Raw genomic sequence first — 26,059 nt, 5'->3', positions numbered from 1 at the left:
GCCTTCAAGGCCGCGTGCCTTGTGGTGTCTGCGTCACAGTAGCTTTTGAGTCGTCGCGGTCCGAACTAAAAAAGTTTTGACTAGCACAGCATATCGCTTTAAACCTTTCATAAATGCGACATAGATTTGCGACATTTCGTCGCCAAATTTGTGAGCGTCTGTGTCGGTGTGTACAATGACCTCCCTTTTGCCCCCGCAAAGCCGGCGTACGTTCGGCGTGGATGGTAATTGGTTGAATTGAAAAGAAATTTGTCTCGATAAGAGGCAGCCTGGTGAGAAAGTGTCTATGAAAGCAGGTCTGTACCAACCAGATGAATTCAAGGATAACTGCGGTTTCGGTCTGATAGCCCATATGCAGGGCGAACCCAGTCATACCCTTTTGCAAACGGCCATCGAGGCCCTGACCTGCATGACCCACCGCGGTGGGATCAACGCGGACGGCAAGACCGGCGACGGTTGCGGTCTGCTGATTCAGAAGCCTGACGCGTTCCTGCGAGCCATTGCCCAGGAAACCTTCAGTGTCCAATTGCCCAAGCAATATGCCGTGGGCATGGTCTTCTTCAACCAGGATCCGGCCAAGGCTGAAGCTGCTCGCGAGAACATGAACCGCGAGATCCTGGCCGAAGGCCTGCAACTGATCGGCTGGCGCAAAGTGCCTATCGATACCAGCGTTCTCGGCCGCCTGGCCCTGGAGCGCCTGCCGCAGATCGAACAGGTCTACATCGGCGGCGAAGGCCTGAGCGACCAGGACATGGCGGTCAAGCTGTTCAGCGCCCGTCGTCGTTCGTCGGTAGCCAACGCCGCCGATACCGACCACTACATCTGCAGCTTTTCCCACAAGACCATCATCTATAAAGGCCTGATGATGCCGGCGGACCTCGCCGCCTTCTATCCGGACCTGGGTGACCCGCGCCTGCAAACCGCGATCTGCGTGTTCCACCAGCGCTTCTCCACCAACACCCTGCCGAAATGGCCGTTGGCGCAGCCGTTCCGCTTCCTCGCCCACAACGGCGAGATCAACACCATCACCGGCAACCGCAACTGGGCCCAGGCCCGGCGCACCAAGTTCACCAACGACCTGATGGATCTGGAAGAACTCGGCCCGCTGGTCAACCGCGTGGGTTCCGACTCCTCGAGCATGGACAACATGCTGGAGCTGATGGTCACCGGCGGCATCGACCTGTTCCGTGGCGTGCGGATGATCATTCCGCCAGCGTGGCAGAACGTCGAGACCATGGACGCCGACCTGCGTGCGTTCTACGAATACAACTCCATGCACATGGAACCGTGGGACGGCCCCGCGGGCGTGGTCATGACCGACGGCCGCTACGCCGTCTGCCTGCTCGACCGTAACGGCCTGCGCCCGGCGCGCTGGGTCACCACCAAGAACGGTTTCATCACCCTGGCATCGGAAATCGGCGTCTGGAACTACCAGCCTGAAGACGTGATCGCCAAGGGCCGTGTCGGCCCGGGCCAGATCTTCGCCGTGGACACCGAAACCGGGCAGATCCTCGACACCGACGCCATCGACAACCGCCTGAAGTCCCGTCATCCGTACAAGCAATGGCTGCGCAAGAACGCCCTGCGCATCCAGGCGACCATGGAAGACAACGACCACGGTTCGGCGTTCTACGACGTCGACCAGCTCAAGCAGTACATGAAGATGTACCAGGTCACCTTCGAGGAACGTGACCAGGTGCTGCGTCCCTTGGGCGAGCAAGGCTACGAGGCGGTCGGCTCCATGGGCGACGACACGCCGATGGCCGTGCTGTCCCAGCGTGTGCGCACGCCGTACGACTACTTCCGCCAGCAGTTCGCCCAGGTCACCAACCCGCCAATCGACCCGCTGCGCGAAGCCATCGTCATGTCCCTGGAGATCTGCCTCGGTGCCGAGCGCAATATCTTCCAGGAATCGCCTGAGCACGCTTCCCGCGTGATTCTCAGCTCGCCGGTGATCTCGCCCGCCAAGTGGCGCTCGCTGATGAACCTCGACCGTCCGGGCTTCGAGCGTCAGGTCATCGACCTGAACTACGAGGAAAGCCTCGGCCTGGAAGCGGCGATCCGCAACGTCGCCGACCAGGCCGAAGAAGCCGTGCGCGCCGGTCGTACCCAGATCGTCCTCAGCGACCGCCATATCGCCCCGGGCAAGTTGCCGATCCACGCGTCCCTGGCCACCGGCGCGGTGCACCACCGCCTGACCGAGAAGGGCCTGCGCTGCGACTCCAACATCCTGGTGGAAACCGCCACCGCGCGCGATCCGCACCATTTCGCGGTGCTGATCGGTTTCGGCGCCTCGGCGGTCTATCCGTTCCTGGCCTATGAAGTGCTGGGCGACCTGATCCGTACCGGTGAAGTGCTGGGCGACCTCTACGAGGTGTTCAAGAACTACCGCAAGGGCATCACCAAGGGCCTGCTGAAGATCCTGTCGAAGATGGGTATCTCGACCATCGCGTCCTACCGTGGTGCGCAGTTGTTCGAGGCCATCGGCCTGTCCGAGGAAGTCTGCGAGCTGAGCTTCCGTGGCGTGCCGAGCCGCATCAAGGGCGCGCGTTTCGTCGACATCGAAGCCGAGCAGAAAGCCCTGGCTACCGAAGCCTGGAGCCCGCGCAAGCCGATCCAGCAAGGCGGCCTGCTGAAGTTCGTCCACGGTGGCGAATACCACGCCTACAACCCGGATGTGGTCAACACCCTGCAAGCCGCCGTGCAGCAGGGCGACTACGCCAAGTTCAAGGAATACACCGCGCTGGTGGACAACCGCCCGGTGTCGATGATCCGCGACCTGTTCAAGGTGAAGACCCTGGACACGCCGATGGACATCAGCGAAGTCGAGCCGCTGGAATCGATCCTCAAGCGTTTCGACTCCGCCGGTATCTCCCTGGGCGCGCTGTCGCCGGAGGCCCACGAAGCCCTGGCCGAAGCCATGAACCGCCTGGGTGCGCGTTCCAACTCCGGTGAAGGCGGCGAAGACCCGGCGCGCTACGGCACCATCAAGAGCTCGAAGATCAAGCAGGTGGCCACCGGCCGTTTCGGCGTGACCCCGGAATACCTGGTCAATGCCGAAGTGCTGCAGATCAAGGTGGCCCAGGGCGCCAAGCCCGGCGAAGGCGGCCAGTTGCCGGGCGGCAAGGTCAACGGCCTGATCGCCAAGCTGCGTTACGCGGTACCGGGCGTGACCCTGATTTCGCCACCGCCGCACCACGACATCTATTCCATCGAAGACTTGTCGCAGCTGATCTTCGACTTGAAGCAGGTCAACCCACAGGCGCTGGTTTCGGTGAAGCTGGTGGCGGAAGCCGGCGTCGGCACCATCGCCGCCGGCGTGGCCAAGGCCTACGCCGACTTGATCACCATCTCCGGCTACGACGGTGGCACCGGCGCTTCGCCGCTGACCTCGATCAAGTACGCCGGTGCGCCGTGGGAACTGGGCCTGGCGGAAACCCACCAGACCCTGCGCGGCAACGACCTGCGCGGCAAGGTCCGGGTGCAGACCGACGGCGGCCTGAAAACCGGCCTCGACGTGATCAAGGCGGCGATCCTCGGCGCCGAAAGCTTCGGCTTCGGCACCGCGCCGATGATTGCCCTGGGTTGCAAATACCTGCGCATCTGCCACCTGAACAACTGTGCCACCGGCGTCGCCACGCAAAATGAGAAGCTGCGCAAGGACCACTACATCGGCACCGTGGAGATGGTGGTGAACTTCTTCACCTACGTCGCCGAGGAAACCCGTGAGTGGCTGGCCAAGCTGGGCGTGCGTTCGCTGGAAGAGCTGATCGGTCGCACCGATCTGCTGGAAATCCTCGAAGGCCAGACCGCCAAGCAGCATCACCTGGACCTGACCCCGCTGCTGGGCAGCGACCATATCCCGGCGGACAAGCCGCAGTTCTGCCAGGTCGATCGCAACCCACCGTTCGACCAGGGCCTGCTGGCCGAGAAAATGGTCGCCATGGCCAAGCCTGCGATCGCCGACCTCAGCGGTGCCGAGTTCGCGCTCGACATCTGCAACTGCGACCGTTCCATCGGTGCGCGGATTTCCGGCGAAATCGCCAAGGTCCACGGCAACCAGGGCATGGCCAAGGCGCCGATCACCTTCCGCTTCAAGGGCACTGCCGGTCAGAGCTTCGGCGTGTGGAACGCCGGCGGCTTGAACCTCTACCTCGAAGGCGACGCCAACGACTATGTCGGCAAGGGCATGACCGGCGGCAAGCTGGTGATCGTTCCGCCCAAAGGCAGCGCCTACAAGACTCAGGACAGCGCGATTATCGGCAACACCTGCCTGTACGGCGCTACCGGCGGCAAGCTGTTCGCCGCCGGCACCGCGGGCGAGCGTTTCGCCGTGCGCAACTCCGGTGCCCACACCGTGGTGGAAGGCACTGGCGATCACTGCTGCGAATACATGACCGGTGGTTTCGTCTGCGTGCTGGGCAAGACCGGTTACAACTTCGGCTCAGGCATGACCGGCGGTTTCGCCTACGTGCTCGACCAGGACAACACCTTCGTTGACCGGGTCAACCACGAGCTGGTGGAAATCCAGCGGATCAGCGGCGAAGCGATGGAAGCCTATCGCAGCCACCTGCAGCGCGTGCTGGACGAATACGTCGAGGAAACCGGTAGCGAGTGGGGCCGTAACCTGGCCGAGAACCTCGATGACTACCTGCGTCGCTTCTGGTTGGTCAAACCTAAGGCGGCGAGCTTGAAATCTCTGCTCTCCAGTACTCGTGCGAATCCGCAATAACGACGCAGCTGCAAGCGGCAAGCTTCAAGCCGCAAGTTAACAGCAGTGCGCGATATGCCTGCACACGTGATTGTCTTGCAGCTTGAAGCTTGTAGCTTTGAGCTGCTGTTAAGAGGTTTTAGTAATGGCTGAACGTCTGAATAATGACTTCCAGTTCATCGAGGTCGGGCGCAAGGATCCGAAGAAGAAACTGTTGCGTCAACGCAAGAAAGAGTTCGTGGAGATCTACGAGCCCTTCAAACCCCAGCAGTCGGCCGACCAGGCCCATCGCTGCCTGGGTTGCGGTAACCCGTACTGCGAATGGAAGTGCCCGGTGCACAACTTCATTCCCAACTGGCTCAAGCTGGTGGCCGAGGGCAACATCCTCGCCGCCGCCGAGCTGTCGCACCAGACCAACACCCTGCCGGAAGTCTGCGGCCGGGTGTGCCCGCAGGATCGTCTGTGCGAGGGTGCCTGCACCCTCAACGACGGCTTCGGCGCGGTGACCATCGGTTCGGTGGAGAAGTACATCACCGACACCGCCTTCGCCATGGGCTGGCGCCCGGACATGTCCAAGGTCAAGCCGACCGGCAAGCGGGTCGCGGTGATCGGCGCGGGCCCGGCGGGCCTGGGCTGCGCCGACGTGCTGGTACGCGGTGGCGTGACCCCGGTGGTGTTCGACAAGAACCCGGAAATCGGCGGCCTGCTGACCTTCGGCATCCCCGAGTTCAAGCTGGAAAAGACCGTGCTGAGCAATCGTCGCGAAGTCTTCAGCGGCATGGGCATCGAGTTCCGCCTCAACACCGAGGTGGGCAAGGACGTGACCATGGAGCAACTGCTCGAAGAATACGATGCGGTATTCATGGGCATGGGCACCTACACCTACATGAAGGGCGGCTTTGCCGGCGAGGACCTGCCGGGTGTGCACGATGCGCTGGACTTCCTGATCGCCAACGTCAACCGCAACCTGGGCTTTGAAAAGTCGCCGGAAGACTTCGTCGACATGAAGGGCAAGAAGGTCGTGGTCCTCGGTGGCGGCGACACGGCGATGGACTGCAACCGCACGTCGATCCGCCAGGGCGCCAAGGCGGTAACCTGTGCCTATCGTCGTGACGAAGCGAACATGCCGGGCTCGCGCAAAGAGGTGAAGAACGCCAAGGAAGAAGGCGTGAAGTTCCTCTACAACCGCCAGCCGATCGCCATCGTCGGCGAAGACAAGGTCGAAGGCGTGAAGGTGGTCGAGACCCGTCTCGGCGAGCCGGACGCCCGTGGCCGTCGCAGCCCTGAGCCGATCCCGGGTTCCGAAGAGGTCATCCCGGCCGACGCCGTGGTCATCGCCTTCGGTTTCCGTCCGAGCCCGGCGCCGTGGTTCGAGCAGTTCAGCATCCAGACCGACAGCCAGGGCCGCGTCGTGGCGCCGGAACAGGGCCAGTACAAGCACCAGACCAGCAACCCGAAGATCTTCGCCGGTGGCGACATGGTGCGCGGTTCCGACCTGGTGGTGACGGCGATCTTCGAAGGCCGCAACGCCGCCGAAGGGATCCTCGACTACCTGGGCGTGTAAATCTGCTTGATCGGCGTCGCTCCATTCGCGGGCAAGCCTCGCTCCTACAGGAATGCCACCGGACCTGTAGGAGCGAGGCTTGCCCGCGAAGAGGCCGGCCGAATCAACGCAGAATTAGCCGATGCAGTCCGCGACAAATTGACCCGATAGATAAAAGGCACGGCTCTCGCCGTGCCTTTTGCGTCGCGCTCTGAGAAAATGCCCGCACTTTTTTTCCGGATGCCGACATGACTGCCCTGAAGAACGACCGTTTCCTTCGTGCCCTGCTCAAGCAACCCGTAGACGTCACCCCGGTGTGGATGATGCGTCAGGCTGGGCGCTACCTGCCTGAATACCGCGCCAGCCGTGCCAACGCCGGTGACTTCATGAGCCTGTGCATGAACCCGGAGTTCGCCTGCGAAGTCACGCTGCAACCGCTGGACCGTTATCCACAACTGGATGCGGCCATCCTCTTCTCCGACATCCTGACCATCCCCGACGCCATGGGCCAGGGCCTGTACTTCGAAACCGGCGAAGGCCCGCGTTTCAAGAAGGTCGTCAGCACCCTGGCCGATATCGAGGCCCTGCCGATCCCGGACCCGCACAAGGACCTGGGCTATGTGATGGACGCGGTCAGTACCATCCGCCGTGAGCTCAACGGCCGCGTGCCGTTGATCGGCTTCTCCGGCAGCCCCTGGACCCTGGCCACCTACATGGTCGAGGGCGGCTCGTCGAAGGACTTCCGCAAGACCAAGGCGATGCTCTACGACAACCCGCAAGCCATGCACCTGCTGCTGGACAAGCTGGCGCAGTCGGTCGTCAGCTACCTCAACGGCCAGATCAAGGCCGGCGCGCAAGCGGTGCAGATCTTCGACACCTGGGGCGGCAACCTGTCGGCGGCGGCCTACCAGGAGTTCTCCCTGGCCTACATGCGCAAGATCGTCAGCGGCCTGATCCGCGAGCACGAAGGGCGCAAGGTGCCGGTGATCCTGTTCACCAAGAACGGCGGCCTGTGGCTGGAAAGCATTGCCGACGCCGGTGCCGACGCCCTGGGCCTGGACTGGACCTGCGACCTCGGCGAAGCGCGCCGGCGGGTCGGCAACAAAGTCGCCCTGCAAGGCAACATGGACCCGACGGTGCTCTACGCCAAGCCGGAAGCGATCCGTGCCGAAGTCGGGCGCATCCTCGCCAGCTACGGCAAGGGCAGCGGCCATGTGTTCAACCTCGGCCATGGCATCACCCCGGAAGTCGACCCGGAGCACGCCGGCGCTTTCCTGCGCGCGGTGCACGAACTGTCGGCGCAGTATCACCTGTGATCGCGACCCGATAACCAGGCCCGGCATTCGCCGGGCCTTTTTTTTGCGCCCGGGAAACGGCCTGGCGGATTAAGTTTCAATTCAGCCTGACTGGTTAATCTGGCGCTATCGAAACCCACATTGGATCACTGCCATGAAAACCCGTTACCTCGTTCTGTTGCTCGCTCCGCTGTTCAGCACCGCCGCCCTGGCTGTCGGCTACACCGGTCCTGGCGCCCAGGCCGTCACCAGCGTCGCGGCGGCCAACGATGCCGCGGACGATACGCCGGTGGTGTTGCAGGGCCATGTGGTCAAGAAGCTGAACAATGACGACAAGTACGAATTCAAGGATGCCAGCGGCACCATCACCGTCGAGATCGACGACGAAGACCTGCCGCCAGTGGCGTTCAACGAGAAGACCCAGGTCAGGCTGACCGGTGAGGTCGAGAAGGGGTTGATGAAGCGTGAGATCGACGTCGACCTGGTGGAGATCGTCAAGTAAGCCGATCGACAGTCTTTAGCTATCGCCATGCCGGCGACCGGCCCCTGCGTATGGATCGCGGGGGGTGGTCGCCGGCATGTTCGTTTAGCAACTACCGAGTGGCCAGCGGTGGCAGTTTGGCCAGCTTCAACGCCACCAGCAGCGCCACCAACAGCAGGGCGCTGATAAACAGGCCGATGCCGTTCCACCCGGCCATGTGCCAGAACATCCCGCCCGCCGTCCCGGCGATGCTCGACCCGGCGTAATAGCTGAACAGGTACAGCGATGAGGCCTGGCCCTTGGCCTTGAGGGCGCGCCGGCCGATCCAGCTGCTGGCGACCGAGTGGGCGCCGAAGAAGCCGAACGTGAAGATCAGCATGCCGATGATCACCACCGGCAACGCGCTGAGCATGGTCAGCGCGAGGCCGGCGAGCATCAGCGAGATGGTGGCCCAGAGCATTTTGCGCCGTCCCAGGCGGTCGGCCAGGGCACCGATTTTCGCCGAGCTGTAGATCCCCGACAGGTACACCACCGACAGCAGGCCGACGAAGGCCTGATCCATGTGATACGGCGCGGCCAGCAGGCGATAGCCGATGTAGTTGAACAGCGTGACGAACGCGCCCATCAGCACGAAGGCTTCGAGGAACAGCAGCGGCAGGCCGGCATCGCGAAAGTGCATGACGAAGCCGTCCAGCAGGCTGCGCGGGTGCAGCGAGCGGGCGCGGAAGTTGCGCGATTCGGGGAGGATTCTCCAGAATACCGCCGCCGCGATCAGCGCCAGGCCACCGATCACCAGCATTGCCGTGTGCCAGCTGACGAAGTCGATCAGCACCCCGGTGATCAGGCGACCGCTCATGCCGCCAATGGCGTTGCCACCGATGTACAGGCCCATGGCCAGGCCGATGTGCTGTGGGTGGATCTCTTCGCTCAGGTAAGTCATCGCCACCGCCGCCAGGCCGCTCAGGGACAGCCCCACCAGCGCGCGCATCAGCAGCACCCCGTGCCAGCTCGGCATCAGGGCGCTGGCGAGGGTACACAGCGCGGCGGCGAACAGGGCGGCCACCATCACCGGTTTGCGGCCGATGCGGTCGGAAATCGGCCCGGTGACCAGCAGACCGATGGCCAGCAGGCCGGTGGCGACCGAGAGGATCAGGCTGCTTTGCGCGGCGTTGATGGAAAAATCCCGGGACAGCAGCGGCATCATCGGTTGTACGCAGTAGAGCAGGGCGAAGGTGGCGAATCCGCCGCAGAACAGCGCCAGCACCGTGCGCATGAACATCGGCGTGCCTTTTTCGATGTAGACCTCGTTCAGTTGCGCGACCACCTCATCGAGGGCGGTGGGAGGGAGTTCGTGGGCGAGTGGAGCGACAGCGGTTTTCACGGGGGACCTCGGGGGGAGCGCGGCCGGTCAGGCAATGGAAAAAAGCATATAGCTGGCTAATGTTTCTTTCCAATATATTGTTCGACCTGATTAATATGTTTTGCGACCTAATGAGGCGATCATGGAATTGCGTCACCTGCGTTACTTCATCGCGGTGGCCGAAGAGCTGCATTTCGGCCGCGCCGCCCAGGTCCTGGGCATCTCCCAGCCGCCCTTGAGCCAGCAGATCCAGGTGCTGGAGCAGGAGGTCGGCGCGCGTTTGTTCGAGCGTACCAATCGTCGGGTCGAGCTCAGCGAGGCCGGCAGGCTGTTCCTGGATGAGGCACGACAGGTGCTGGCTCAGGTCGACAAGGCCGCGGATGTGGCCCGCCGGGCGCAACGTGGGGAGCTGGGCGAACTGAAGATCGGCTTCACCTCGTCGGCGCCCTTCAACTCCAGCATCCCCCAGGCGATCTTCGCCTTTCGCCAGCGCTTTCCCGACGTGCACCTGAAGCTGCGGGAAATGAGCAGCACCCAGGTGGCCGAGGCGCTGCTGGACGAGTCGATCCAGGTCGGCATCATGCGGCCGTTGCCGCTGCCGGATTCCCTGAGCGTGGTGGAGTTGCTGCGCGAACCGCTGGTGGCGGTGCTGGGCTCCAAGCACCCGCTGGTGGCCGGCAGCGAAGCCGGCCTGGCGCTGTCGGCCCTGGCCCACGAGCCCTTCGTGTTCTTCCCGCGCAGCTACGGCAGCGGCCTGTATGCGCAGTTGCTGACCCTGGCCCGGGATGTCGGCTTCACCCCGCACTTTGCCCAGGAAGCGGGCGAGGCCATGACCATCATCGGCCTGGTGGCGGCGGGGCTGGGTGTCTCGGTGTTGCCGGCGTCCTACCAGCGCATGCGCATCGACGGCGTGGTCTACCGACCGCTGCTCGACCCCGAGGCGGTCTCGGCGGTGTGGCTGGCGCAGCGCACCGACCAGCGCTCGCCAATGGCCAAGGCCTTTGTCGAACTGCTGACCCGCAAGGCCGAGTTGTAACCTGCTGGGTAGTATTCCGCGGGGTTCCGAAGGTGGACATCTCGGGTAACGGATCGGGTTTGCTCATCCGCCGGCCCATTGCGCAGACTCGGGTTCTTTGCGCGAGTGTCACGGATGTCACTTCACTATCAGCCCAGGGAGGGCAGTGTCCTGATTTGTGACTTCAGAGGTTATGAAGTCCCCGAGATGGTCAAGGTCAGGCCTGTTGTGGTCATACGCAGGCACAGGAGCAACCGGCATCTGGTGACGGTCGTTCCCTTGAGCACCACCGCGCCTGACGTGGTGTTGGGGCACCATCTGCAACTTGCCAACCGCATGCAGGGGCGACCGTGCGTCTGCTGGGCGAAATGCGACATGCTTGCCACGGTCGGCTTGTCGCGACTCGATCGGATCAGGCGCAAAGACCGCCATGGCCGGCGAATTTACGAAGTCTTGCAACTTACAGACGAAGAGTTCGCCGCCATCAAAGCCGCTGTGCGCAAGGCTTTGGGGATCTAAGGTCAACCTTTCCCAGGAATAAGGCCAATGGCCACGGTTGCCGGGCGGCAGGCTTCGAGCGACACTGCGCACGTACCCGAAAGGGACTTGTGAGACTCTGAGGATCCTGGGCAACCAGCCATCGCAGAGCCAGACAGGCAGAGCGTGATGACAAGCCAGCCTGTTTGTGAAAGGGCGCCGAAAGGCGCCCTTTGTCGTTTCCGGGGGGATGGAAACCTGTTGGCGCCTTACTCCACCTTCGCCAGGTCGCCGCGCAGCGCGACGCCTGCCATCAGGGCGCCCGCGTGGCATTCGTAGGTTTTCGCATCCTTGCGCTCGTTGCTCTTGTAGAAGCTGGCGATGTCGGTCACGGCATTGGCGCCGACTTTCTTGGCTGCCTGGTGCAGGGTGATCAGCGCCGATTGCAGGACCCATTCGCAGGCCACTTCGTCGCTCTTGTTGAAGGCGTTGGTCTTCTTGTTGGTGACCGCGCCGGCGCTGACCACCGTGACCTTGCCGGCTGGCTTGTTGCCGGCCAGGTAGAACTTCACGCTGCCGTCGATCTTGCCGGTGCTGATGGCTTCGGCGACGACCTTGTCGAACGGCAGGTACAGCGCGGTATCACGGGCCTGGCTGACGCCGGGCAGGGTGCAGAGCAGCAGGGTGGCGGCAGCGGCCAGGGTCTTCAGTTGCATGGTGGTCTCCTTGACATAGAAAGGGGGGCGGCGGCTGGCGCTCAATTAGGCGCGGCAATCGCCTGGGCCGAGCTGGACAGCTGTTGCGCGGTCCGCTCGTTCTGGTTGTCCTTCAGCTCGCGCAGGATGCCCTTGTCCAGCAGGCGCACCCAGCGGATGTAGTTCTTGTGGATCTTGCCGTCCGCGTAGTTCATGCCACGGCTGTCGCGGTAGAGGATCTTGTAGTGGGTCGGTGTGTACTGGATGTCGATTTCCACGTGGTACTGCTCGCGCACGGTGATCTCGGCCTGGATCAGCTCCGGGCTGATGCGCTGCACGGTCCACTTGCGGGCGACCAGGTTTTTCAGGATCGCCTGTTTCATTTCCTCGTGGTCGGCCTTGAGGGTGGCGGGCAGGACCCGGTCCGGGGTGTACATGCGCTTGCTGGTACACGAGACACAGGTCAGCAGGGCCAGCACGATCAGGCAGGCGCGAAGCAGGGAGGACATTCCATTTTCTCCGGGGGTAACGTCATTGAGGCCAGCGGCGGAAAATCAGCGAAGTGTTGACGCCGCCAAAGGCAAAGTTGTTGTTCATCACGTATTCGCAGCTCATCTGCCGGAATTCGCCGCGCAGGTAATCCAGCTCGCCGCAACGCGGATCCACCGTGTCGAGGTTGAGGGTGTGCACGTAGAGGTCGCGGTTGAGCATTTCGATGCTGAACCAGGACTCCAGCGCGCCACAGGCTCCCAGGGTGTGGCCGAGGAAACTCTTCTGCGAACTGATGGGCATCCGGCTGCCGAACAGGCTGCTGGTGGCCAGTGTTTCGGCAATGTCGCCCTGTTCTGTAGCGGTGCCGTGGCCGTTGACGTAACCGATGGCCGAAGGCTCGAGGCCGGCGTCTTCCAGGGCCAGCTCCATGGCCCGGCGCATGGTGGCCTGCTCCGGACGGGTGGTGTGCTGGCCATCGGCGTTGCTGCCGAAGCCGACGATCTCGGCATGGATATGCGCGCCACGGGCCAGGGCGTGCTCCAGCTCTTCGAGCACCAGCATGCCGCCGCCCTCGCCGATCACCAGGCCGTCGCGGTCGCTGTCGTAGGGCCGTGGGCTGGTGTGCGGGGCATCGTTTTTCAGGCTGGTGGCGTAAAGCGCGTCGAACACCATGGCTTCGGTCGGGCACAGCTCTTCGGCGCCGCCGGCGAGCATCAGCGGCAGGCGGCCGAACTTGATCGCCTCATAGGCGTAGCCGATGCCCTGGCTGCCGCTGGTGCAGGCGCTGGACGTCGGGATCAGGCGGCCGGTGAGGCCGAAGAAGATGCTGATATTGGCCGCGGTGGTGTGCGGCATCATGCGCACGTAGGAGTTGGCGTTGAGGCCTTCGGCCACCGAGTTCAGCAACATGTTGCCGAACGCCTTGATCTCGTCGGTGCTGCCGGTGGACGAGCCACAGGCCACGCCCATGCGCCCATCCTTGATCGACTCGTCGCCCAGCAGGCCGGCATCGGCCAGGGCTTGCTCGGCGGCCCCCACCGCGAGCCGCGACACCCGGCCCATGCTGCGCAGCTGCTTGCGGGTCCAGTGCGCCGGTACCTTGAAGTCGTCCACGGGGCCGGCCAGGCGGGTATTGAGCTCGCTGAAGCGATCCCATTCGTCCATCCGGCGAATGCCGCTGCGGTTGGCGCCGAAGTTGGCGACGATGGTGTCCCAGTCGCTGCCCAGCGAAGTGATGCCGGCCATGCCGGTGACGACCACACGTTTCATCAGACCAGGCCTCCGTTGACCGCCAGCACCTGGCGGGTGATGTAGGCGGCCTCGGCGGACATCAGGAAGTTCACCGCGCCGGCGACTTCCTCCGGGGTGCCCATGCGCTGGGCCGGGATCATCTTCAGCAGCTCGTCCACCGGCACGTTCTCGTCGAGCATGGCGGTGTCGATCAAGCCTGGCGCCACGCAGTTGACGGTGATCTTGCGTTTGCCCAGCTCGATGGCCAGGGCCTTGGCCGCGCCGATCAGGCCGGCCTTGGAAGCGCTGTAGTTGACCTGGCCACGGTTGCCGACCTGCCCGGACACCGAGGCGATGCAGACGATGCGCCCGGCCGCGCGGCGCCGGATCATCGGCATGATCAGCGGGTGCAGCACGTTATAGAAACCGTCGAGGTTGGTACGCAGCACGGTGTCCCAGTCGTCTTCGCTCAGGGCCGGGAACGCGCCGTCGCGGGTCAGGCCGGCGTTGAGCACCACGCCGTAGTAGGCGCCATGTGCTTCCACGTCGGCTTCGAGAGCGGCCTTGCAGCTGGCGCGGTCGGTCACATCGAATTGCAGGATGCGCGCCTGGCGCCCCAGGGCCTCGACTTCGGCCTGCACGGCCTCGGCTTCGCCGCGGCCACTGCGGCAATGCAGGATCAGGTCATAGCCGGCCTGGGCCAGGCGCAGGGCGATGGCACGGCCGATACCGCGGCTGGAGCCGGTGACCAATATGGATTCAGTCATGGCTGGACTCCTGTTGATAAAGCGGGTGATTCGTTCAGGTAGCTGTCCGCCTGTGGCGGACAGAACACGTTGAGGCGGGCGACGGCCTGAATGCCGGGGGCACTCAGGTGGCATTCGAATATGCCCATGCCGTTGTCGTCTTGCAGGGAGCGCAAGGCGTGAATCTGCAGTTCGCTGCCGGCGGGGAAGTGTTCCACATTGCATTCGAACTTGCGCGTGCCGAGCAGGAACCCCAGCTCGACAGCCTGGCCTTTCTGGCGCGCATGGCAACCGGCGTAGGCGGCGACGCTCTGGGCCATCAGTTCGATGCCGACCCAGGCCGGCAGGCTGCCGTCGGCACGGTTGAACAGGCCATCGGGCTTGACGGTGAGGCGGGTGCGGATCTGCTCTTCATCGAACCCCAGGACCTGATCAATCAGGATCATGTCGCCCGCGTGGGGCAGCAGTTCGGCGAGCGGCCAGTCAATCATGGGGCATCTCCGATAATCAGGCTGACGTTGTTGCCACCGAAGGCAAAGGAGTTGCTCATCAGGCAGCGCGGAGCGTTCTGCTCCAGACGTGTAGTGGCGGTGACCCAATGCAGCGGCGGCAGTTGCGGGTCGGCCTGGGCGTCCCAGACATGGGGCGGCAGGGCATGTGCGGCGTTGTCGCTGGACAGGCTCAGCCAGCAGAACGCCGCTTCCAGGGCCCCGGCGGCGCCCAGGGTATGGCCGCTCATGGGTTTGGTCGACGAGCAAGGCACGCCGGCCGGGAACAACTGGTCGACCGCCAGGCTTTCCATGGCGTCGTTGTGCTGGGTGGCCGTGCCATGCAGGTTCAGGTAGCCGATCTGTGCGGCGTGCAGGCCGGCGTTGTGCAAGGCCTTCTGCATGGCTTGCAGGGCGCCGCGGCCACTGGGTTCGGGGGCGGAAATATGGTGCGCGTCGGAGCTGGCGCCGCCGCCGAGCAAGGCGATCGATTGCGCGCCGAGGGTTTCCTTACTCATCAGGAACAGCACGGCGGCTTCGCCGATATTGATGCCGTCGCGGTTGACCGAGAACGGATTGCAGCGCTGCGCGGACACCGCCTCCAGGGCCGAGAAACCGTTGAGGGTCAGCTTGCACAGGCTGTCGACGCCACCGCACAGCACCGCGTCGCACAGGCCCAGGTCGAGCAGGCGGCGGGCGCTCATCAGGGCGCGGGCGCTGGAGGTGCAGGCGGTGGAAATCACATAGGCCGGGCCACTGAGGTCGAGCCAGTCGGCGAGAAAATTCGCCGGCGCGCCGAGTTCCTGCTGCCGGTAGTCGTAATCGGCCGGGAAGTGCCGGTCGCGCAGATAATGGGCAATGCCGCGGCTGGCTTCGTCGATGCCCGAGGTGCTGGTGCCGAGGACGATACCGATGCGGCTGTGGCCGTAGCGGGCGATGGCCCGGTCGATGTCGCCACGGATCTGCTGGGCGGCCTCCAGCAGCAGCTGGTTGTTGCGGCTGCCCTGCTGCCCCAGCGGCGGCGGAATGCTCGCCAGCGGCCCCTGGACGGCGGCGACGGGCACGCTGCGCTCCGGCACCCAGCCGGCTTCGGCGCGCATGCCGGAGCAGTCGCCGGCAAACAGGCTGCGGGCCACTTGCTGTTTGTCGCGCCCAAGGGCACAGATCACCCCGAGGGCATTCAGGTAGGCCGTCATGAGGCGTTCTCGGCGGTCAGCGGGCTGATGTGGTAGTGCAAGCCACGAGGCAACTCCAGACGGAAATCCAGAGCCTGGCGATAGCGGACCTGCCAGTGCGGGACGAGGTCACGCTGCGCGCCGTGCTGCCGGGCGGCTGGATAATTATCTCGCAGTTCGCCCGCGGGCGTCAGGGCGAACAGCAATGCGGCGAACAGTTCGCGGGCCTCCGGGTTCGGCGGCAACAGGCCGTCGGCCTGCCAGCGACCGGCGATCAGTTGCTGGCGCGCCAGGGGAATGCCCAGCGGGTCGATCAGCGACCAACGGATGCCCGGCCCTTCGGCCTGGATCACCAGCAGCCAGTCCTGGCGCTGCCCGGCCTGTTGCCGCTCGACGTGCAGTTGCAGCGGCAGGGCCAGGCTCGGGGTTTTCTCGGGCAGCGGCGGCTGGCTGGCGCAGGCGCTCAGCAACAGCAGGCAGCCGACGAGCAGGGCACGGATCATCCAGCGGCACCTTCGTGCAGGGGTTTGCGGGCAACCACATTGACCAGGGTTTCTTCCCGTTGGCCAAAGGGTTTCGGGCGGCGCAGGCCGAAGCGTTCGAGTAGCCCGAAATCCTTGGCACGGCTCCACCACAGATAGGGATAGGACACATTGCGCGGGGTGAACTCAAAACCCTGTCGGCGGATCATTTCCAGGTACTGCGCGGCGCTTTTCTGCACGTGCATCGGGTGGCGGAACAGCCAGCGGATTACCCAGGTGTCGATGTAGGCCTCGGTGGATTCGGCGAACAGCAGGTAACCGCCCGGCTTGAGCACGCGATAGAACTCGACCAGGGCTTTTTCCTGTTCCACCAGGTGGTGAAAGGTCTGGTGGCAGAACAGCAGGTCGACGCTGGCATCGGCCACGTCCAGGGTCGCGCAGTCGCTGCCGATCAGCTCGACCTGCAAGCCCTGGCGCGCCGCTTCTTCGCTGCTGAGCCTGAGGCTGTGCGGGTCGGCGTCCAGGCCGATCAGGCGCCGCGGGGCGAACACCTGGCGCAGGTACTGGAACGACTTGCCCTGGCCGCAGCCGGCATCCAGCAGCACCGGGTTGCTCGGCGGCTGGTTGTCGAACAGGCGGCGCAGGTCGTTGATCGCCACCCGCAGCACATGGTGCTGCCAGGTATGGCTGCGCAGGAACCAGAAGCCGAAGCGGGTTTCCTCGACGTAGCTGGCGCTCAGGTACTGCGGCTGGGCGTCGCTCATGGAGCCTCCATGGCGCAGATTTCCGAGAGCATGCGCAGCCGGCGCTTGGGTTCGCTGACGAACGGGTTGCGTTCGTCCCAGGCATAACCGGCGAGGATCGAACTGATCATCCGGCGAATTTCCGGCGAGCTGCCCGGGTGGTAGATCACGTCCTGGAAGGTGCCGGCGTACCAGCCTTCGACGTAGCAGCGGAAGGTGTCGACGCCGCGCTTGAGGGGGGTGGCGAATTCGCTTTCCCAATCCACGCTTTCGCCCTGCAACTGCCGATGCAGCACGGCGGCGGCCATGCTCGCCGAACGCATGGCGATGGTCACGCCGGAGGAGAACACCGGGTCGAGGAATTCCGCGGCGTTGCCCAGCAGCGCGAAGCCCGGGCCGTGCAGGGTCTTGACGTTGGCCGAGTAGCCGCCGATGGCCCGCGCCGGGGTGTCCCAGACGGCGTTGTGCAGGACCTTGGCCAGGCTCGGGGTTTCCTCGATGAAACCGCGCAGGCACTGGTCCAGGTCGTCGCCACGGCCGTCGAAATGCTCCTTGGCCGCCACCACGCCGACCGAGCAGCGGCCGTTGCTGAACGGGATGGTCCAGAACCACACATCGCGTTTGCTGGGGTGAGTGGTGATGAGGATCTTTTCCCGCTCAAAGGCCGGGCTGTCGATACGGTCTTCAATGTGGGTGAACACCGCCTGGCGGACCGGGAAGTTCGAGGGCGCCTCCAGGTCCAGCAGACGTGGCAGCACGCGGCCGTAGCCACTGGCGTCGAGGACGAAGTCCGCTTCCACGCGGTATTCGCTGCCGTCTTCGCGCAGCACCTGCAGCTGCGGCCTGGCCAGGTTGAAGTCGGCGCTGACGATGGCCTCGCCATAACGCAGTTCAACGCCTTGCAGGGCGGCCTGATCGGCCAGCAGCTTGTCGAAGTCGGCGCGTTGCACCTGAAAGGTGGTGGGCTTGCCCTCGCTGAAGGTGTCGCCGAAGTCGAAGGCGCTGTAGCGCTCGCCCCAGGCGAACGCGGCGCCGTTCTTCAGTTGGAAGCCCGCAGCCTTGACCGCCTCGAGCATGCCGGCCTCTTCGACGAAATCCAGGCAGTGGGACAGCAGGCTTTCACCGATCGAAAACCGTGGGAAATGCTGGCGCTCGACGATCAGCACGTCGTGGCCTTTGCCCTTGAGCAGTGCGGCGGCAATGGCGCCCGATGGGCCAGCGCCGATCACCACAATCTGGCGGCGTTCCATTTCAACTGTTGGCACTGGGGCTCCTTGCCGGTTCGGCGATGTTCGGGTTCAAAGGGACCAAAGGTGTTCGGTGCAGCCCGGCCAGGGCCGGCATCAGGGTGGCGATCAGGCCCATGAGCATCAGCGCGAAGTACAGCGCCGGGCTGATCAGCTGTTGTTGCAGCAGCAGGTTGAGAAAGACGATCTCGCTCAGCCCGCGAATGTTCAGCAGCAGGCTTTCCCGCCAGCGGCTGGCGCCCTTGAAGGAGGCGCCGGCCCAGCCCAGGCCGAGCCAGTTGCCGAGCAGCTTGCTGGCAATCGGCAACAGCAGCAAGGCCCCCAGCTGCACCCAGCCGAGGCTGTCCATGGCGCTGTGCACGTTGATCTGCACGATGCCGAACGTAAGGATCAGCGGGATGGCGATAAAGGTCTGCAAACGGCTCATCCAGGCTGCCTTTAACGGCAGCACCAGCGGCACCTTGAGGGCGGCCATGCACAGCAGGTAGCCGATGCCGAAAATCAGCGCGTTGAGCTTGTAGTGCTCGGCCACCACCAGCAGGCCGAAGAAACCCAGGCTGTGCAGCAGCGGCTGGCGCAGGCCGAGGCCGCGCAGGAGCAGCGGCAGGCAGGCTGCGGCCAGTGGTAGCAGCAGGCTGCTCAGGTGCAGGCTGCCCTGGGCGATGCCGAACAGGGTCCAGCAACTGAGGTCGATGAGGATCGCGGTCTGTACCAGGCGCCGGGTGGCCAGTGGCGGGTAGTCGATGTGCCGCAGGTACAGGTACAGCACCGGAATCGCAGTAATGGCGAACAGCAGGCCGACCGCCAGGGAGCTCAGCCAGGGTTGCGCCGGCAACAGCCAGACCGCCGTGGCCAGGCCGCAGGCGAAGGGAATGGCGAAGCTCGGCAGGGCGATCTTCAGGCTCTGGCGGTCCAGGCGCAGGTCGATCACGTCGCTGAGGATATGCCCCAGCAGCAGGGCGAAACTCAAGCCGTAGAGGTTCTTCAGCCAGGTCGGCGAGACCAGTTGGGCGCCACTCAGCTGCCAGTGCGGTTCGATCCAGAACAGCATCAGCAGCGGCAGGCCGAAGGTCGCCAGCAGCAACTGGCTGACGATCGGGATCAGGCCAAAACGGCTGCCGATACGGGTGGCGAGCGCGAACAGCAGCAGCGCCATGAGCCAGAACAGGGAGGTCATCACAGGACGGGCTCCGTAACGGGCTGGCGATGGCGCTGGCGACCGGCCCAGGGCGCCAGGATAAAACTGAAGGCCAGGCCCAGGCTCACCGACAAGCCGAAGTTGCTGACCGCCGGGGTGCTGGAAATCGCCAGCAGGCCGAACGACAGCCAGGTGGTCAGCGCTGCAAGTAAGGTGCCGAGCAGGCTCACGGCGGCCCCGCCGACCTGTTCACGCATGAGGATGGCGTAGTCGACGCTGATGGCGGTCACCAGCAACAGGCCGAACAGGCTGAACAGGGTCAGCGGTTGCCCCAGCCAGCCCAGGCTGGCGAGGCTGCACAGGGCCGCCAGCAGCGGCAGGGCGACCAGGCGCAGGGCGCCGCCGAGGCCGAACGGCAGGATCAGCAGCAAGACGATCAGCCCGCAGGAAGCGAGCTTGAGCTCGGCGGCGCTGACCTGGGTGGCGGCGAACACTTGGTTCAGGTCGCCCAGGCGGTCTACCAGTTGTACCCCCGGCAGATCCTGCGCCTGTATCCGCAGCAACTGCGGGTTGTTCAGCCCCTGCAGGCTGACCATCGCCGCCACGCCGTTATCGGTGGGGCCTAGCCACAGGGTGCGGTAAGGCTCGGCCAGCGGGCCTTGCAGGGCCGCGTCGATGTCTTCGCTGGGCAGCGCGCGCAATTGCGCGAGTTCCGCGTTCAGGGCCGCCACCGGGACTCCGAGATCCAGCAGCGGCTGCCAGTGTCGCGGCAGCGCGTCCAGGGCCTGGCGCAGGCGCTGTTGCTCGCTGGGCAGGCTCACCAGCTGGTTGAGCGACAGGTAGCCCTGGAGTTTCTCCAGGTTGACCAGTTGCTCCAGGCGCTCGCTCAGGGCGCCGAGGCGTTCGAACAGCTGTGGCTGATCGGCGCCGCGCACCAGGAAGAACTGGCTGGTGGGCTGGTAGCCGGTGATCCGCGCGATGGCCTGGGCTTCGCTCTGCAGTTGTGGCGGCGCGCCGATCCACTGGCGGATATCGTTTTTGCTCTCGAGCTGCCACAGGCCGCCGGCGCAGAAGGCGATCACCAGCGCCAGCAGCCAGGGGCTGGACACGCGCTTGAGCAACTGGGTGCGCAGGTTCAGCAGCCACTCGGCCACGCGCAGCGGCCATTGCGCCGGTTGCAGCTCGACGCCGCGCAGCAGCGCCGGCAACAGGCACACCGCGCTCAGGTAAGCACCCAGCAGCCCGGCGGCGGAGAACACGGCGATCTGGGTCAGGGCCGGGAACGGTGTCCAGGCCAATGCCAGGTAGCCGATGCAACTGGTGGCCAGGCTCAGGCTCAGCCCTGGCAGGGTCAGGCGCAGCGCCGGCCAGCTGTGCCAGGGACGCAGGCTCCAGCTCTTGGACAGGTAGTGCAGCGGGTAGTCGACGGCGACGCCGATCAGGCTCGAGCCCAGCACCAGGGTCATCACGTGCATATGGCCGAAGAGGGCGACGCAGGCCACCGCGCCGAACAGCATGCCCACCAGCACCGGCACGAACGCCAGCAACACCCGCCAGCGCCGGAAGGCCAGCAACAGCAGCAGGAGGATGCCGACGGTAGCACCGCCGCCGACCCAGGTGATCTCGCGGGAGGCCTGTTGCTGGCCGTTGGCGGCGTAGAGCAGGCCGCTGGCGGCCAGCAACTGGACGTCGGCCTCGGCGGCCTGTTCGCGGCTGTGCTGGAGCAGGGTCGCCACCTGCAGCGGCAGTTGCATGTCGAAGGCGTTGCCGGTGGTGCGCGCCCGCAGCAGCACCCAGTTCTTGCCGTCGGCCTCGGCGACCAGGGTGCCGCTGCCGATGTCCAGTTGTACCGAGCCACGTTGCGGCTGGCTGTTCTGGATGCGTCCGGTCAGGCCCAGCCAGTCGTCCTGGCTCGGGACCAGGCTGAAACTGCTGAAGGGGTCGAACAGCGCCTGGACGCGTTGCTGGATAAAGGCGTCGGGGTGCTCGATCAACTGCTGGCGGTCGGCGGCGCCAAGCATTGCCAGGCGCCCTTGCAGCAATTGCGTGCGCAGCGCCGGCAGGTCGGCCTGCAGGTTCCACTGGACCTTCTCGAACAGCCCGCTGGCCTGCCATTGCTCACCCAGGCGCTGGGCCATGGCGATGGCCTGCTGGCGCTCGGCGTGACCCACCAGCACCAGCATTTCGCGGTTCAGCGGCTCCTGCATGCGCTGCTCGGCCTTGAGCTCCAGGGCATCGGGGTCGGTGCCCGGCACCAGCTCCATGAGGTTGGCCGACAGCGGCGCGCCATGACGCCATTGCCAGCCGGCCAGGGCCAGCACGGCCACCAGCAGGAGCAGGAACAGCCGCGGCCACCAGCGTTCACTCGGCAAAGTCATGTTGCTCCGCGTCGCTCAAAGGCTGGTTGCTGATGCTGTCGTGCATTTTCAGCACGGTGCTGTCGCCCTGGGTTTCCAGCAGCTCGATGCGCTGCACCAGTTCGCCACCGTCGATGTTGATCTGGTTGAACACCTGCTTGAGCAGCAGCGAACGTGGGGTCAGGGTCAGTTTCCAGGCCTTGGCGTCGCCGGCCAGGGCCAGCTCGAAGTCCCGTTGCAGGCCGCTGCTGTCGCCTTGCAGCACGGCGAGGAACAGGCGGTTCTGTTCGGCCCCGGCGCTCTTGTTCGGCAACATTTGCCAGCCGCTGCCGTCCCGGCGGGCGATGCCTTGGCCGGTGATGCGGTAGTCCTGTTGCAGCGGTGTTTTCAGCAGCCACAGCAGGCCATGGTTTTTCGCCAGGACGAAGCTGCCCCTGCTGGTCAGCGGTTGGGGCAGGGCGCGCAGGTGTTTCTCCTGGACGAAGCTGCCGTGGATCACCTCGGGCTTGGCCAGCTGGTCGCTGAGCTGTTGCAGGTCGAAGGCATTGGCCAGGCCCGGCATCCCCAACAGCACGAACACTGTAGGAGCGAGCTTGCTCGCGAAAGAACGCAGAGCACCGCGGGGTGACAGGTAACGTGCGTAATGATTGACGATTTTCGCGAGCAAGCTCGCTCCTACAGGAAGTGGACGCGTCATGGCAGCGATCTCTCGACGGCATCGGTGAACACCTTGGGCGAGGCCAGTTGCATCTCGCGGCTGGCGATCTCCACCGCCACCTGCACCGAGCTGGCGCGGGTCAGGCGTTCGCCGGTTTCCAGGTCGCTGATCAGGTAGTTGATCTTCAGGCGGTTTTCCCACTCCACCAGGCTGGCGCGGACATTGAGCTTCTGCCCGAACACCGCGCCGCGCACATAACGCAGTTGCAGGTCGATCACCGGCCAGGCGTAGCCGGAATCGCGCATCTGCTGGTAGTTGTGGCCGAGCTTGTCGAGCAGGGCGCAGCGCGCCACTTCCAGGTACTTCACGTAATGCCCGTGCCAGACCACATGCATGGTGTCGACGTCGAAAAACGGCACCTGGATCTCAGTGTCCGCGTGCAGCACGCCCCGACTACGCATGCAGCCTCCAGTGTTGCTCGGCAATGCGTTGCAGGCACAGGCGCAGTTCGCCTTCCAGGGCGCGGTCCTCGATCACCGGCGGGAAGTCCTTGGCCAGCTCTTGGTGCATGGCGGCCAGGGCCGGCGGCAATGGCCGTGCATCCTCGGCCCGGCCACGCAGCCAGACGCCCTGGTTGGCGGCCAGCAGGGTAGCGGCGGCGACCTGTTCGGTCAGCTCCAGCACGCGGATCGCATCGCGGGCGGCGATGGTGCCCATGCTCACCTTGTCCTGGTTATGGCATTCGGTGGAGCGCGAGAACACGCTGGCCGGCATGGTGTTTTTCAGCGCTTCGGCGGTCCAGGCGCTGGTGCCGATCTGCACCGCCTTGAAGCCGTGGTTGATCATGGCGCGGTCCGCCGGGGCGCCGGACAGGTTGCTCGGCAGGCCGTGGTTGTAGCGCTCGTCCACCAGCAGCGCGAGCTGGCGGTCCAGCAGGTCGGCGACGTTGGCCACCAGGTTCTTCAGGCTGTCCATGGCGAAGGCGATATGCCCGCCGTAGAAGTGCCCGCCGTGCAGCACGCGTTCGGCTTCGGCGTCGATGATCGGGTTGTCGTTGGCGCTGTTCAGCTCGGTTTCGATGAAGCCGCGCAGCCAGCCCAGGCTGTCGGCCAGCACGCCCAGCACATGGGGCGCGCAACGCAGCGAGTAGCGGTCCTGCAGGCGGTGCAACGGCGCGGTCGGCGCGTCGATGGCCAGGTCCTGGCGCAGCCAGGCGGCGACTTGCATCTGCCCCGGGTGCGGCTTGGCGGCGAACAGGCGCTCGTCGAAGTGCTCCGGGTTGCCCTGCAGGGCGACCACGTTCAGCGCGGTGATGCGCGTGGCCAGTCGCAGCAGGTAGTCGGCGCGGGCGAAGGCCAGGCAGGCCAGGCCGGTCATCACCGCGGTGCCGTTCATCAGCGCCAGGGCTTCTTTCGGGCGCAGCACCAGCGGCTCCCAGCCCAGCTCGCGGTGCACCTCGGCCGAGGTCCGGCGCTCGCCGCGGAACATCACCTCACGCTCGCCGGACAGGGTCGCGGCCACGTAGGACAACGGCGTCAGGTCGCCGCTGGCGCCCACCGAGCCCTCTTCGGGGATCAGCGGCAGGATGTCGTGTTCGAGGAACGCCTGCAGGCGCTCCAGCAGTTCCACGCGCACTCCGGACACGCCATGGCACAGCGACTGCAAGCGCGCCGCCAGTACCGCGCGGGTGGCTTGCGCGTCCAGCAGCTTGCCCAGGCCACAACCGTGGAAGGTGTACAGATGACGGGGCAGCGCCTCGACGTGCTGCAGCGGCACCGCGACCACACAGGAGTCGCCGTAGCCGGTGGTCACGCCGTAGATCACGCCTTCCTTGTCCAGCAGCGAATCGAGGAATTGCGCGCCCTTGGCGATGCGCTGGCGGAATGCGCTGTCGCCTTGCAGTCGGGTCGGCGCCTGACGGTTGGCCAGGGCCAGCACGTCTTCGATGCGCAAAGGGAGTTCGCCGAAGGTTACCGGCTCAAGCGGATGCGTCGTCATCGGTCTTCCAGAAAGGGTAAAAGTTGAACCATTGTTGGGGCGCTTCGAGGCAGTACTGGCCCAGGCGCTCGGCGTAGCGGGCAGTCCACTGGGCGATGACCTGTTCGCGGTCGCTGCGCTTCCACGCCACGGCCTCGGTGAAGGGTTCGAGGAACACTCGATAGCGGCCATTGTTCTTCAGGCACAGCAGCAGGTTGACCGGGCATTTCAGCAGGCCCGCCAGCAGCCACGGCCCTTGTGGGAAAGGGGCCGGATGGCCGAGGAAATCCACCCGCACGTTGCGCCCGCCATGCAGCGGTACACGGTCGCCGGCAATCGCCAGCCATTCGCCGCGATCCAGGCGCTGGCTCAGTTGCAGCATGACCGCCGGATCCAGCTCGCTGACCTGGACCAGCCGCAGGTTGGTGGCCCCGGCCTCGCCCAGCAGGCGATTGAAACGCTCGGCGTGCTTGGTGTGCACCAGCACGTTCATGGTGACCTTTTCGCCCAGCTCGGCCAGGGCGCGGCAGACTTCCAGGTTGCCCAGGTGCGCGCCCACCAGCATCTGTCCGCGGGTGCCGCGCAACTGGTCGCGCAGCCGGGCCGGGTCGACGATCTCGATCTGTTCCAGGCGCAGCTTGCCGTTCCACACGTCGAGCTTGTCCAGCAGGGAGTCGGCGAATGCCATGAACTGGCCGAATACCCGCCAGTGGCTGGGACGCAGTTCGGCCTTGCCGCTCCAGTCGGCCAGGCGCTGCTGGTACAACCAGGCGCTGCGGCGGGCACCGCGGCCGAACAGGAAGAAATAGAACACGATGATGTACAGCACCGGGCTCAACACCCGGCGGCCGAGCACGCGCACGCCGAAGGCGGTGAGTTTCATCAGCCAGAAGCTGCCGCGCTCTTTGTGCTCGGCCCAATGTTGCTTGTCCTGCTTGTCGTGTAGCGCCGTCATGCTTGCCACCGTCGCCAGAGGATCAGCGGCGCGCGCAGCAACATGCCGAAGAACAGCCGGGCGTGCATGCTGGAAATCAGCAGGTTGTCGTGGAACAGGCGAAAGTGCGACAGGCCATCCGCCGGGTAACGGACCTGGGTCGGCAACCAGCGCATCGGCTGGTTGCGCCAGGACAGGCGCACCAGGATATCGGTGTCGAAATCCATGCGCTGGCCGATCTTCACCGAGTCGATCAGCGCCAGGACGGGCGGCAGGGGGTAGACCCGGAAGCCGCACATGGAGTCGGGGATCTGCAACGACAGGGTATTGATCCAGACCCAGACGTGGGTCAGGTAGCGCGCGTAAAAACGGCCCTTGGGCACGCTGGCGTCGTACTGTGGATAACCGCAGACCAGCGCTTCGGGGTGGGTGCGGGAGGTGGCGATAAAGTTATCCACATCGCGCAGGTCGTGCTGGCCGTCGGCGTCCACTTGCAGGGCGTGGCTGAAACCCAGGCGCGAGGCTTCGCGCAGCCCGGCCATGACCGCGCCGCCCTTGCCCTGGTTGACCGCGAGCTTGACCAGGAACACCTGTTCGCGCTCGGCCAGCTGTTCCAGCACGGCGGCGCAGGCCGGGCTGCTGGCGTCGTCCACCAGCACGCAGGGCAGGCCGCTGGCGAGCAGGGCCTCGACCACCGTCGGCACGGCGGCTTCATGGTTGTAGACCGGGATCACGGCGCAGGGGTTATGCATGGGGGTTGCCTCCCAGGCATCCACTGCGCGGCCGATCGCAGCCTTCGGCAGCGGCTACAAGAA

23 protein-coding genes are annotated in these 26,059 nt (G+C 65.0%); 6 read left to right on the top strand and 17 right to left on the bottom strand.

Annotation, left to right across the window (positions count from 1 at the left end; genetic code table 11):
• The first annotated feature begins 286 nt into the window (after positions 1-286).
• The 4 genes from gltB (at position 287) to J4E58_RS02935 (ending at position 8,051) form a co-directional block, all read left to right on the top strand.
• Entirely contained in the window at positions 287-4,732 is a 4,446-nt protein-coding gene (gene gltB, locus J4E58_RS02950) for a glutamate synthase large subunit (RefSeq protein WP_087089786.1), read from the top strand.
• A 124-nt stretch (positions 4,733-4,856) separates the two neighbouring features.
• A complete protein-coding gene (locus J4E58_RS02945) occupies positions 4,857-6,275 on the top strand; it encodes an FAD-dependent oxidoreductase (RefSeq protein ID WP_007925837.1) in 1,419 nt (472 codons plus the stop codon).
• Between the two features lie 227 nt (positions 6,276-6,502).
• Positions 6,503-7,570: a uroporphyrinogen decarboxylase gene (hemE, locus tag J4E58_RS02940; protein ID WP_087089787.1), complete on the top strand. Its 1,068-nt coding sequence runs from the start codon at positions 6,503-6,505 to the stop codon at positions 7,568-7,570.
• Between the two features lie 133 nt (positions 7,571-7,703).
• Positions 7,704-8,051 carry a YgiW/YdeI family stress tolerance OB fold protein gene (locus J4E58_RS02935; protein ID WP_007925834.1) on the top strand — a complete coding sequence of 116 codons (348 nt, stop codon included), beginning with the start codon at positions 7,704-7,706 and terminating at the stop codon, positions 8,049-8,051.
• 91 nt (positions 8,052-8,142) lie between these two features.
• Here the strand turns inward: J4E58_RS02935 and J4E58_RS02930 are convergent, their stop codons facing one another.
• The gene (locus J4E58_RS02930) at positions 8,143-9,354 is read right to left on the bottom strand and encodes an MFS transporter (protein WP_370686809.1); all 1,212 of its coding nucleotides are present in this window, start codon (positions 9,352-9,354) and stop codon (positions 8,143-8,145) included.
• A 178-nt stretch (positions 9,355-9,532) separates the two neighbouring features.
• On the opposite strand from J4E58_RS02930, the gene J4E58_RS02925 reads away from it, so the two are divergent.
• Together J4E58_RS02925 and J4E58_RS02920 are read left to right on the top strand one after the other, a co-directional pair.
• Positions 9,533-10,426, top strand: a complete 894-nt coding sequence (locus J4E58_RS02925) for a LysR family transcriptional regulator (RefSeq protein WP_007925832.1) — start codon at positions 9,533-9,535, stop codon at positions 10,424-10,426.
• Positions 10,427-10,540: 114 nt separating this feature from the next.
• Positions 10,541-10,924: a type II toxin-antitoxin system PemK/MazF family toxin gene (locus tag J4E58_RS02920; RefSeq protein ID WP_007925831.1), complete on the top strand. Its 384-nt coding sequence runs from the start codon at positions 10,541-10,543 to the stop codon at positions 10,922-10,924.
• 227 nt (positions 10,925-11,151) lie between these two features.
• Here J4E58_RS02920 and J4E58_RS02915 read toward each other — a convergent pair whose 3' ends face one another.
• From J4E58_RS02915 to J4E58_RS02840, 16 genes are read right to left on the bottom strand one after another with little or no spacing between them, the layout of a single operon-like run.
• A complete protein-coding gene (locus tag J4E58_RS02915) occupies positions 11,152-11,598 on the bottom strand; it encodes a hypothetical protein (protein WP_007925830.1) in 447 nt (148 codons plus the stop codon).
• A gap of 41 nt (positions 11,599-11,639) precedes the next feature.
• Complete coding sequence (locus J4E58_RS02910) at positions 11,640-12,086, bottom strand: hypothetical protein (RefSeq protein WP_009041832.1); 447 nt, start codon at positions 12,084-12,086, stop codon at positions 11,640-11,642.
• 22 nt (positions 12,087-12,108) lie between these two features.
• Positions 12,109-13,338 carry a beta-ketoacyl-ACP synthase gene (locus J4E58_RS02905; RefSeq protein ID WP_007925827.1) on the bottom strand — a complete coding sequence of 410 codons (1,230 nt, stop codon included), beginning with the start codon at positions 13,336-13,338 and terminating at the stop codon, positions 12,109-12,111.
• Positions 13,338-14,066 carry a 3-oxoacyl-ACP reductase FabG gene (gene fabG, locus J4E58_RS02900; RefSeq protein WP_007925825.1) on the bottom strand — a complete coding sequence of 243 codons (729 nt, stop codon included), beginning with the start codon at positions 14,064-14,066 and terminating at the stop codon, positions 13,338-13,340. The genes J4E58_RS02905 and fabG overlap by 1 nt, the downstream gene beginning before the upstream one ends.
• Entirely contained in the window at positions 14,063-14,536 is a 474-nt protein-coding gene (locus tag J4E58_RS02895; protein WP_087089791.1) for a hotdog family protein, read from the bottom strand. Before J4E58_RS02895 ends, fabG begins: the two co-directional genes overlap by 4 nt.
• Positions 14,533-15,729 carry a beta-ketoacyl-[acyl-carrier-protein] synthase family protein gene (locus J4E58_RS02890; RefSeq protein WP_087089793.1) on the bottom strand — a complete coding sequence of 399 codons (1,197 nt, stop codon included), beginning with the start codon at positions 15,727-15,729 and terminating at the stop codon, positions 14,533-14,535. Before J4E58_RS02890 ends, J4E58_RS02895 begins: the two co-directional genes overlap by 4 nt.
• The gene (locus J4E58_RS02885) at positions 15,726-16,211 is read right to left on the bottom strand and encodes a DUF3261 domain-containing protein (protein ID WP_007925820.1); all 486 of its coding nucleotides are present in this window, start codon (positions 16,209-16,211) and stop codon (positions 15,726-15,728) included. Before J4E58_RS02885 ends, J4E58_RS02890 begins: the two co-directional genes overlap by 4 nt.
• On the bottom strand, positions 16,208-16,954 hold the full coding sequence (locus tag J4E58_RS02880; protein WP_087089795.1) for a class I SAM-dependent methyltransferase: 747 nt from the start codon (positions 16,952-16,954) through the stop codon (positions 16,208-16,210). The genes J4E58_RS02885 and J4E58_RS02880 overlap by 4 nt, the downstream gene beginning before the upstream one ends.
• Complete coding sequence (locus tag J4E58_RS02875; protein WP_087089797.1) at positions 16,951-18,198, bottom strand: NAD(P)/FAD-dependent oxidoreductase; 1,248 nt, start codon at positions 18,196-18,198, stop codon at positions 16,951-16,953. The genes J4E58_RS02880 and J4E58_RS02875 overlap by 4 nt, the downstream gene beginning before the upstream one ends.
• Positions 18,185-19,360: a sodium:proton antiporter gene (locus J4E58_RS02870; protein ID WP_087089800.1), complete on the bottom strand. Its 1,176-nt coding sequence runs from the start codon at positions 19,358-19,360 to the stop codon at positions 18,185-18,187. Before J4E58_RS02870 ends, J4E58_RS02875 begins: the two co-directional genes overlap by 14 nt.
• Positions 19,357-21,696, bottom strand: coding sequence for an MMPL family transporter (locus J4E58_RS02865; RefSeq protein ID WP_087089802.1), 2,340 nt, complete (start codon positions 21,694-21,696; stop codon positions 19,357-19,359). Before J4E58_RS02865 ends, J4E58_RS02870 begins: the two co-directional genes overlap by 4 nt.
• Positions 21,680-22,372: an outer membrane lipoprotein carrier protein LolA gene (locus J4E58_RS02860; protein ID WP_087089804.1), complete on the bottom strand. Its 693-nt coding sequence runs from the start codon at positions 22,370-22,372 to the stop codon at positions 21,680-21,682. Before J4E58_RS02860 ends, J4E58_RS02865 begins: the two co-directional genes overlap by 17 nt.
• Complete coding sequence (locus J4E58_RS02855) at positions 22,369-22,794, bottom strand: thioesterase family protein (RefSeq protein ID WP_087089806.1); 426 nt, start codon at positions 22,792-22,794, stop codon at positions 22,369-22,371. The genes J4E58_RS02860 and J4E58_RS02855 overlap by 4 nt, the downstream gene beginning before the upstream one ends.
• Positions 22,787-24,331, bottom strand: coding sequence for a histidine ammonia-lyase (hutH, locus tag J4E58_RS02850; protein ID WP_087089808.1), 1,545 nt, complete (start codon positions 24,329-24,331; stop codon positions 22,787-22,789). The genes J4E58_RS02855 and hutH overlap by 8 nt, the downstream gene beginning before the upstream one ends.
• Entirely contained in the window at positions 24,312-25,265 is a 954-nt protein-coding gene (locus J4E58_RS02845) for a glycosyl transferase (RefSeq protein WP_009041845.1), read from the bottom strand. The genes hutH and J4E58_RS02845 overlap by 20 nt, the downstream gene beginning before the upstream one ends.
• Positions 25,262-25,996: a glycosyltransferase family 2 protein gene (locus J4E58_RS02840; protein ID WP_087089810.1), complete on the bottom strand. Its 735-nt coding sequence runs from the start codon at positions 25,994-25,996 to the stop codon at positions 25,262-25,264. Before J4E58_RS02840 ends, J4E58_RS02845 begins: the two co-directional genes overlap by 4 nt.
• Between the last annotated feature and the right edge of the window lie 63 nt (positions 25,997-26,059).

It is taken from the genome of Pseudomonas sp. FW305-25 (genome assembly GCF_017351415.1).
Classification (GTDB): Bacteria; Pseudomonadota; Gammaproteobacteria; order Pseudomonadales; family Pseudomonadaceae; genus Aquipseudomonas; species Aquipseudomonas chlororaphis.
Note: the sequence above shows the minus strand (reverse complement) of the source record. Positions and strands in the feature narration are given on the sequence as shown.

Bases quoted from the DNA above. Each gene is read 5' to 3' on its own strand.
- gltB (WP_087089786.1), top strand. From the start codon at position 287: ATGAAAGCAGGTCTGTACCAACCAGATGAATTCAAGGATAACTGCGGT.
- J4E58_RS02945 (WP_007925837.1), top strand. From the start codon at position 4,857: ATGGCTGAACGTCTGAATAATGACTTCCAGTTCATCGAGGTCGGGCGC.
- hemE (WP_087089787.1), top strand. From the start codon at position 6,503: ATGACTGCCCTGAAGAACGACCGTTTCCTTCGTGCCCTGCTCAAGCAA.
- J4E58_RS02935 (WP_007925834.1), top strand. From the start codon at position 7,704: ATGAAAACCCGTTACCTCGTTCTGTTGCTCGCTCCGCTGTTCAGCACC.
- J4E58_RS02925 (WP_007925832.1), top strand. From the start codon at position 9,533: ATGGAATTGCGTCACCTGCGTTACTTCATCGCGGTGGCCGAAGAGCTG.
- J4E58_RS02920 (WP_007925831.1), top strand. From the start codon at position 10,541: ATGTCACTTCACTATCAGCCCAGGGAGGGCAGTGTCCTGATTTGTGAC.
- J4E58_RS02915 (WP_007925830.1), bottom strand. From the start codon at position 11,598: ATGCAACTGAAGACCCTGGCCGCTGCCGCCACCCTGCTGCTCTGCACC.
- J4E58_RS02910 (WP_009041832.1), bottom strand. From the start codon at position 12,086: ATGTCCTCCCTGCTTCGCGCCTGCCTGATCGTGCTGGCCCTGCTGACC.
- J4E58_RS02905 (WP_007925827.1), bottom strand. From the start codon at position 13,338: ATGAAACGTGTGGTCGTCACCGGCATGGCCGGCATCACTTCGCTGGGC.
- fabG (WP_007925825.1), bottom strand. From the start codon at position 14,066: ATGACTGAATCCATATTGGTCACCGGCTCCAGCCGCGGTATCGGCCGT.
- J4E58_RS02895 (WP_087089791.1), bottom strand. From the start codon at position 14,536: ATGATTGACTGGCCGCTCGCCGAACTGCTGCCCCACGCGGGCGACATG.
- J4E58_RS02890 (WP_087089793.1), bottom strand. From the start codon at position 15,729: ATGACGGCCTACCTGAATGCCCTCGGGGTGATCTGTGCCCTTGGGCGC.
- J4E58_RS02885 (WP_007925820.1), bottom strand. From the start codon at position 16,211: ATGATCCGTGCCCTGCTCGTCGGCTGCCTGCTGTTGCTGAGCGCCTGC.
- J4E58_RS02880 (WP_087089795.1), bottom strand. From the start codon at position 16,954: ATGAGCGACGCCCAGCCGCAGTACCTGAGCGCCAGCTACGTCGAGGAA.
- J4E58_RS02865 (WP_087089802.1), bottom strand. From the start codon at position 21,696: ATGACTTTGCCGAGTGAACGCTGGTGGCCGCGGCTGTTCCTGCTCCTG.
- J4E58_RS02860 (WP_087089804.1), bottom strand. From the start codon at position 22,372: ATGACGCGTCCACTTCCTGTAGGAGCGAGCTTGCTCGCGAAAATCGTC.
- J4E58_RS02855 (WP_087089806.1), bottom strand. From the start codon at position 22,794: ATGCGTAGTCGGGGCGTGCTGCACGCGGACACTGAGATCCAGGTGCCG.
- hutH (WP_087089808.1), bottom strand. From the start codon at position 24,331: ATGACGACGCATCCGCTTGAGCCGGTAACCTTCGGCGAACTCCCTTTG.
- J4E58_RS02845 (WP_009041845.1), bottom strand. From the start codon at position 25,265: ATGACGGCGCTACACGACAAGCAGGACAAGCAACATTGGGCCGAGCAC.
- J4E58_RS02840 (WP_087089810.1), bottom strand. From the start codon at position 25,996: ATGCATAACCCCTGCGCCGTGATCCCGGTCTACAACCATGAAGCCGCC.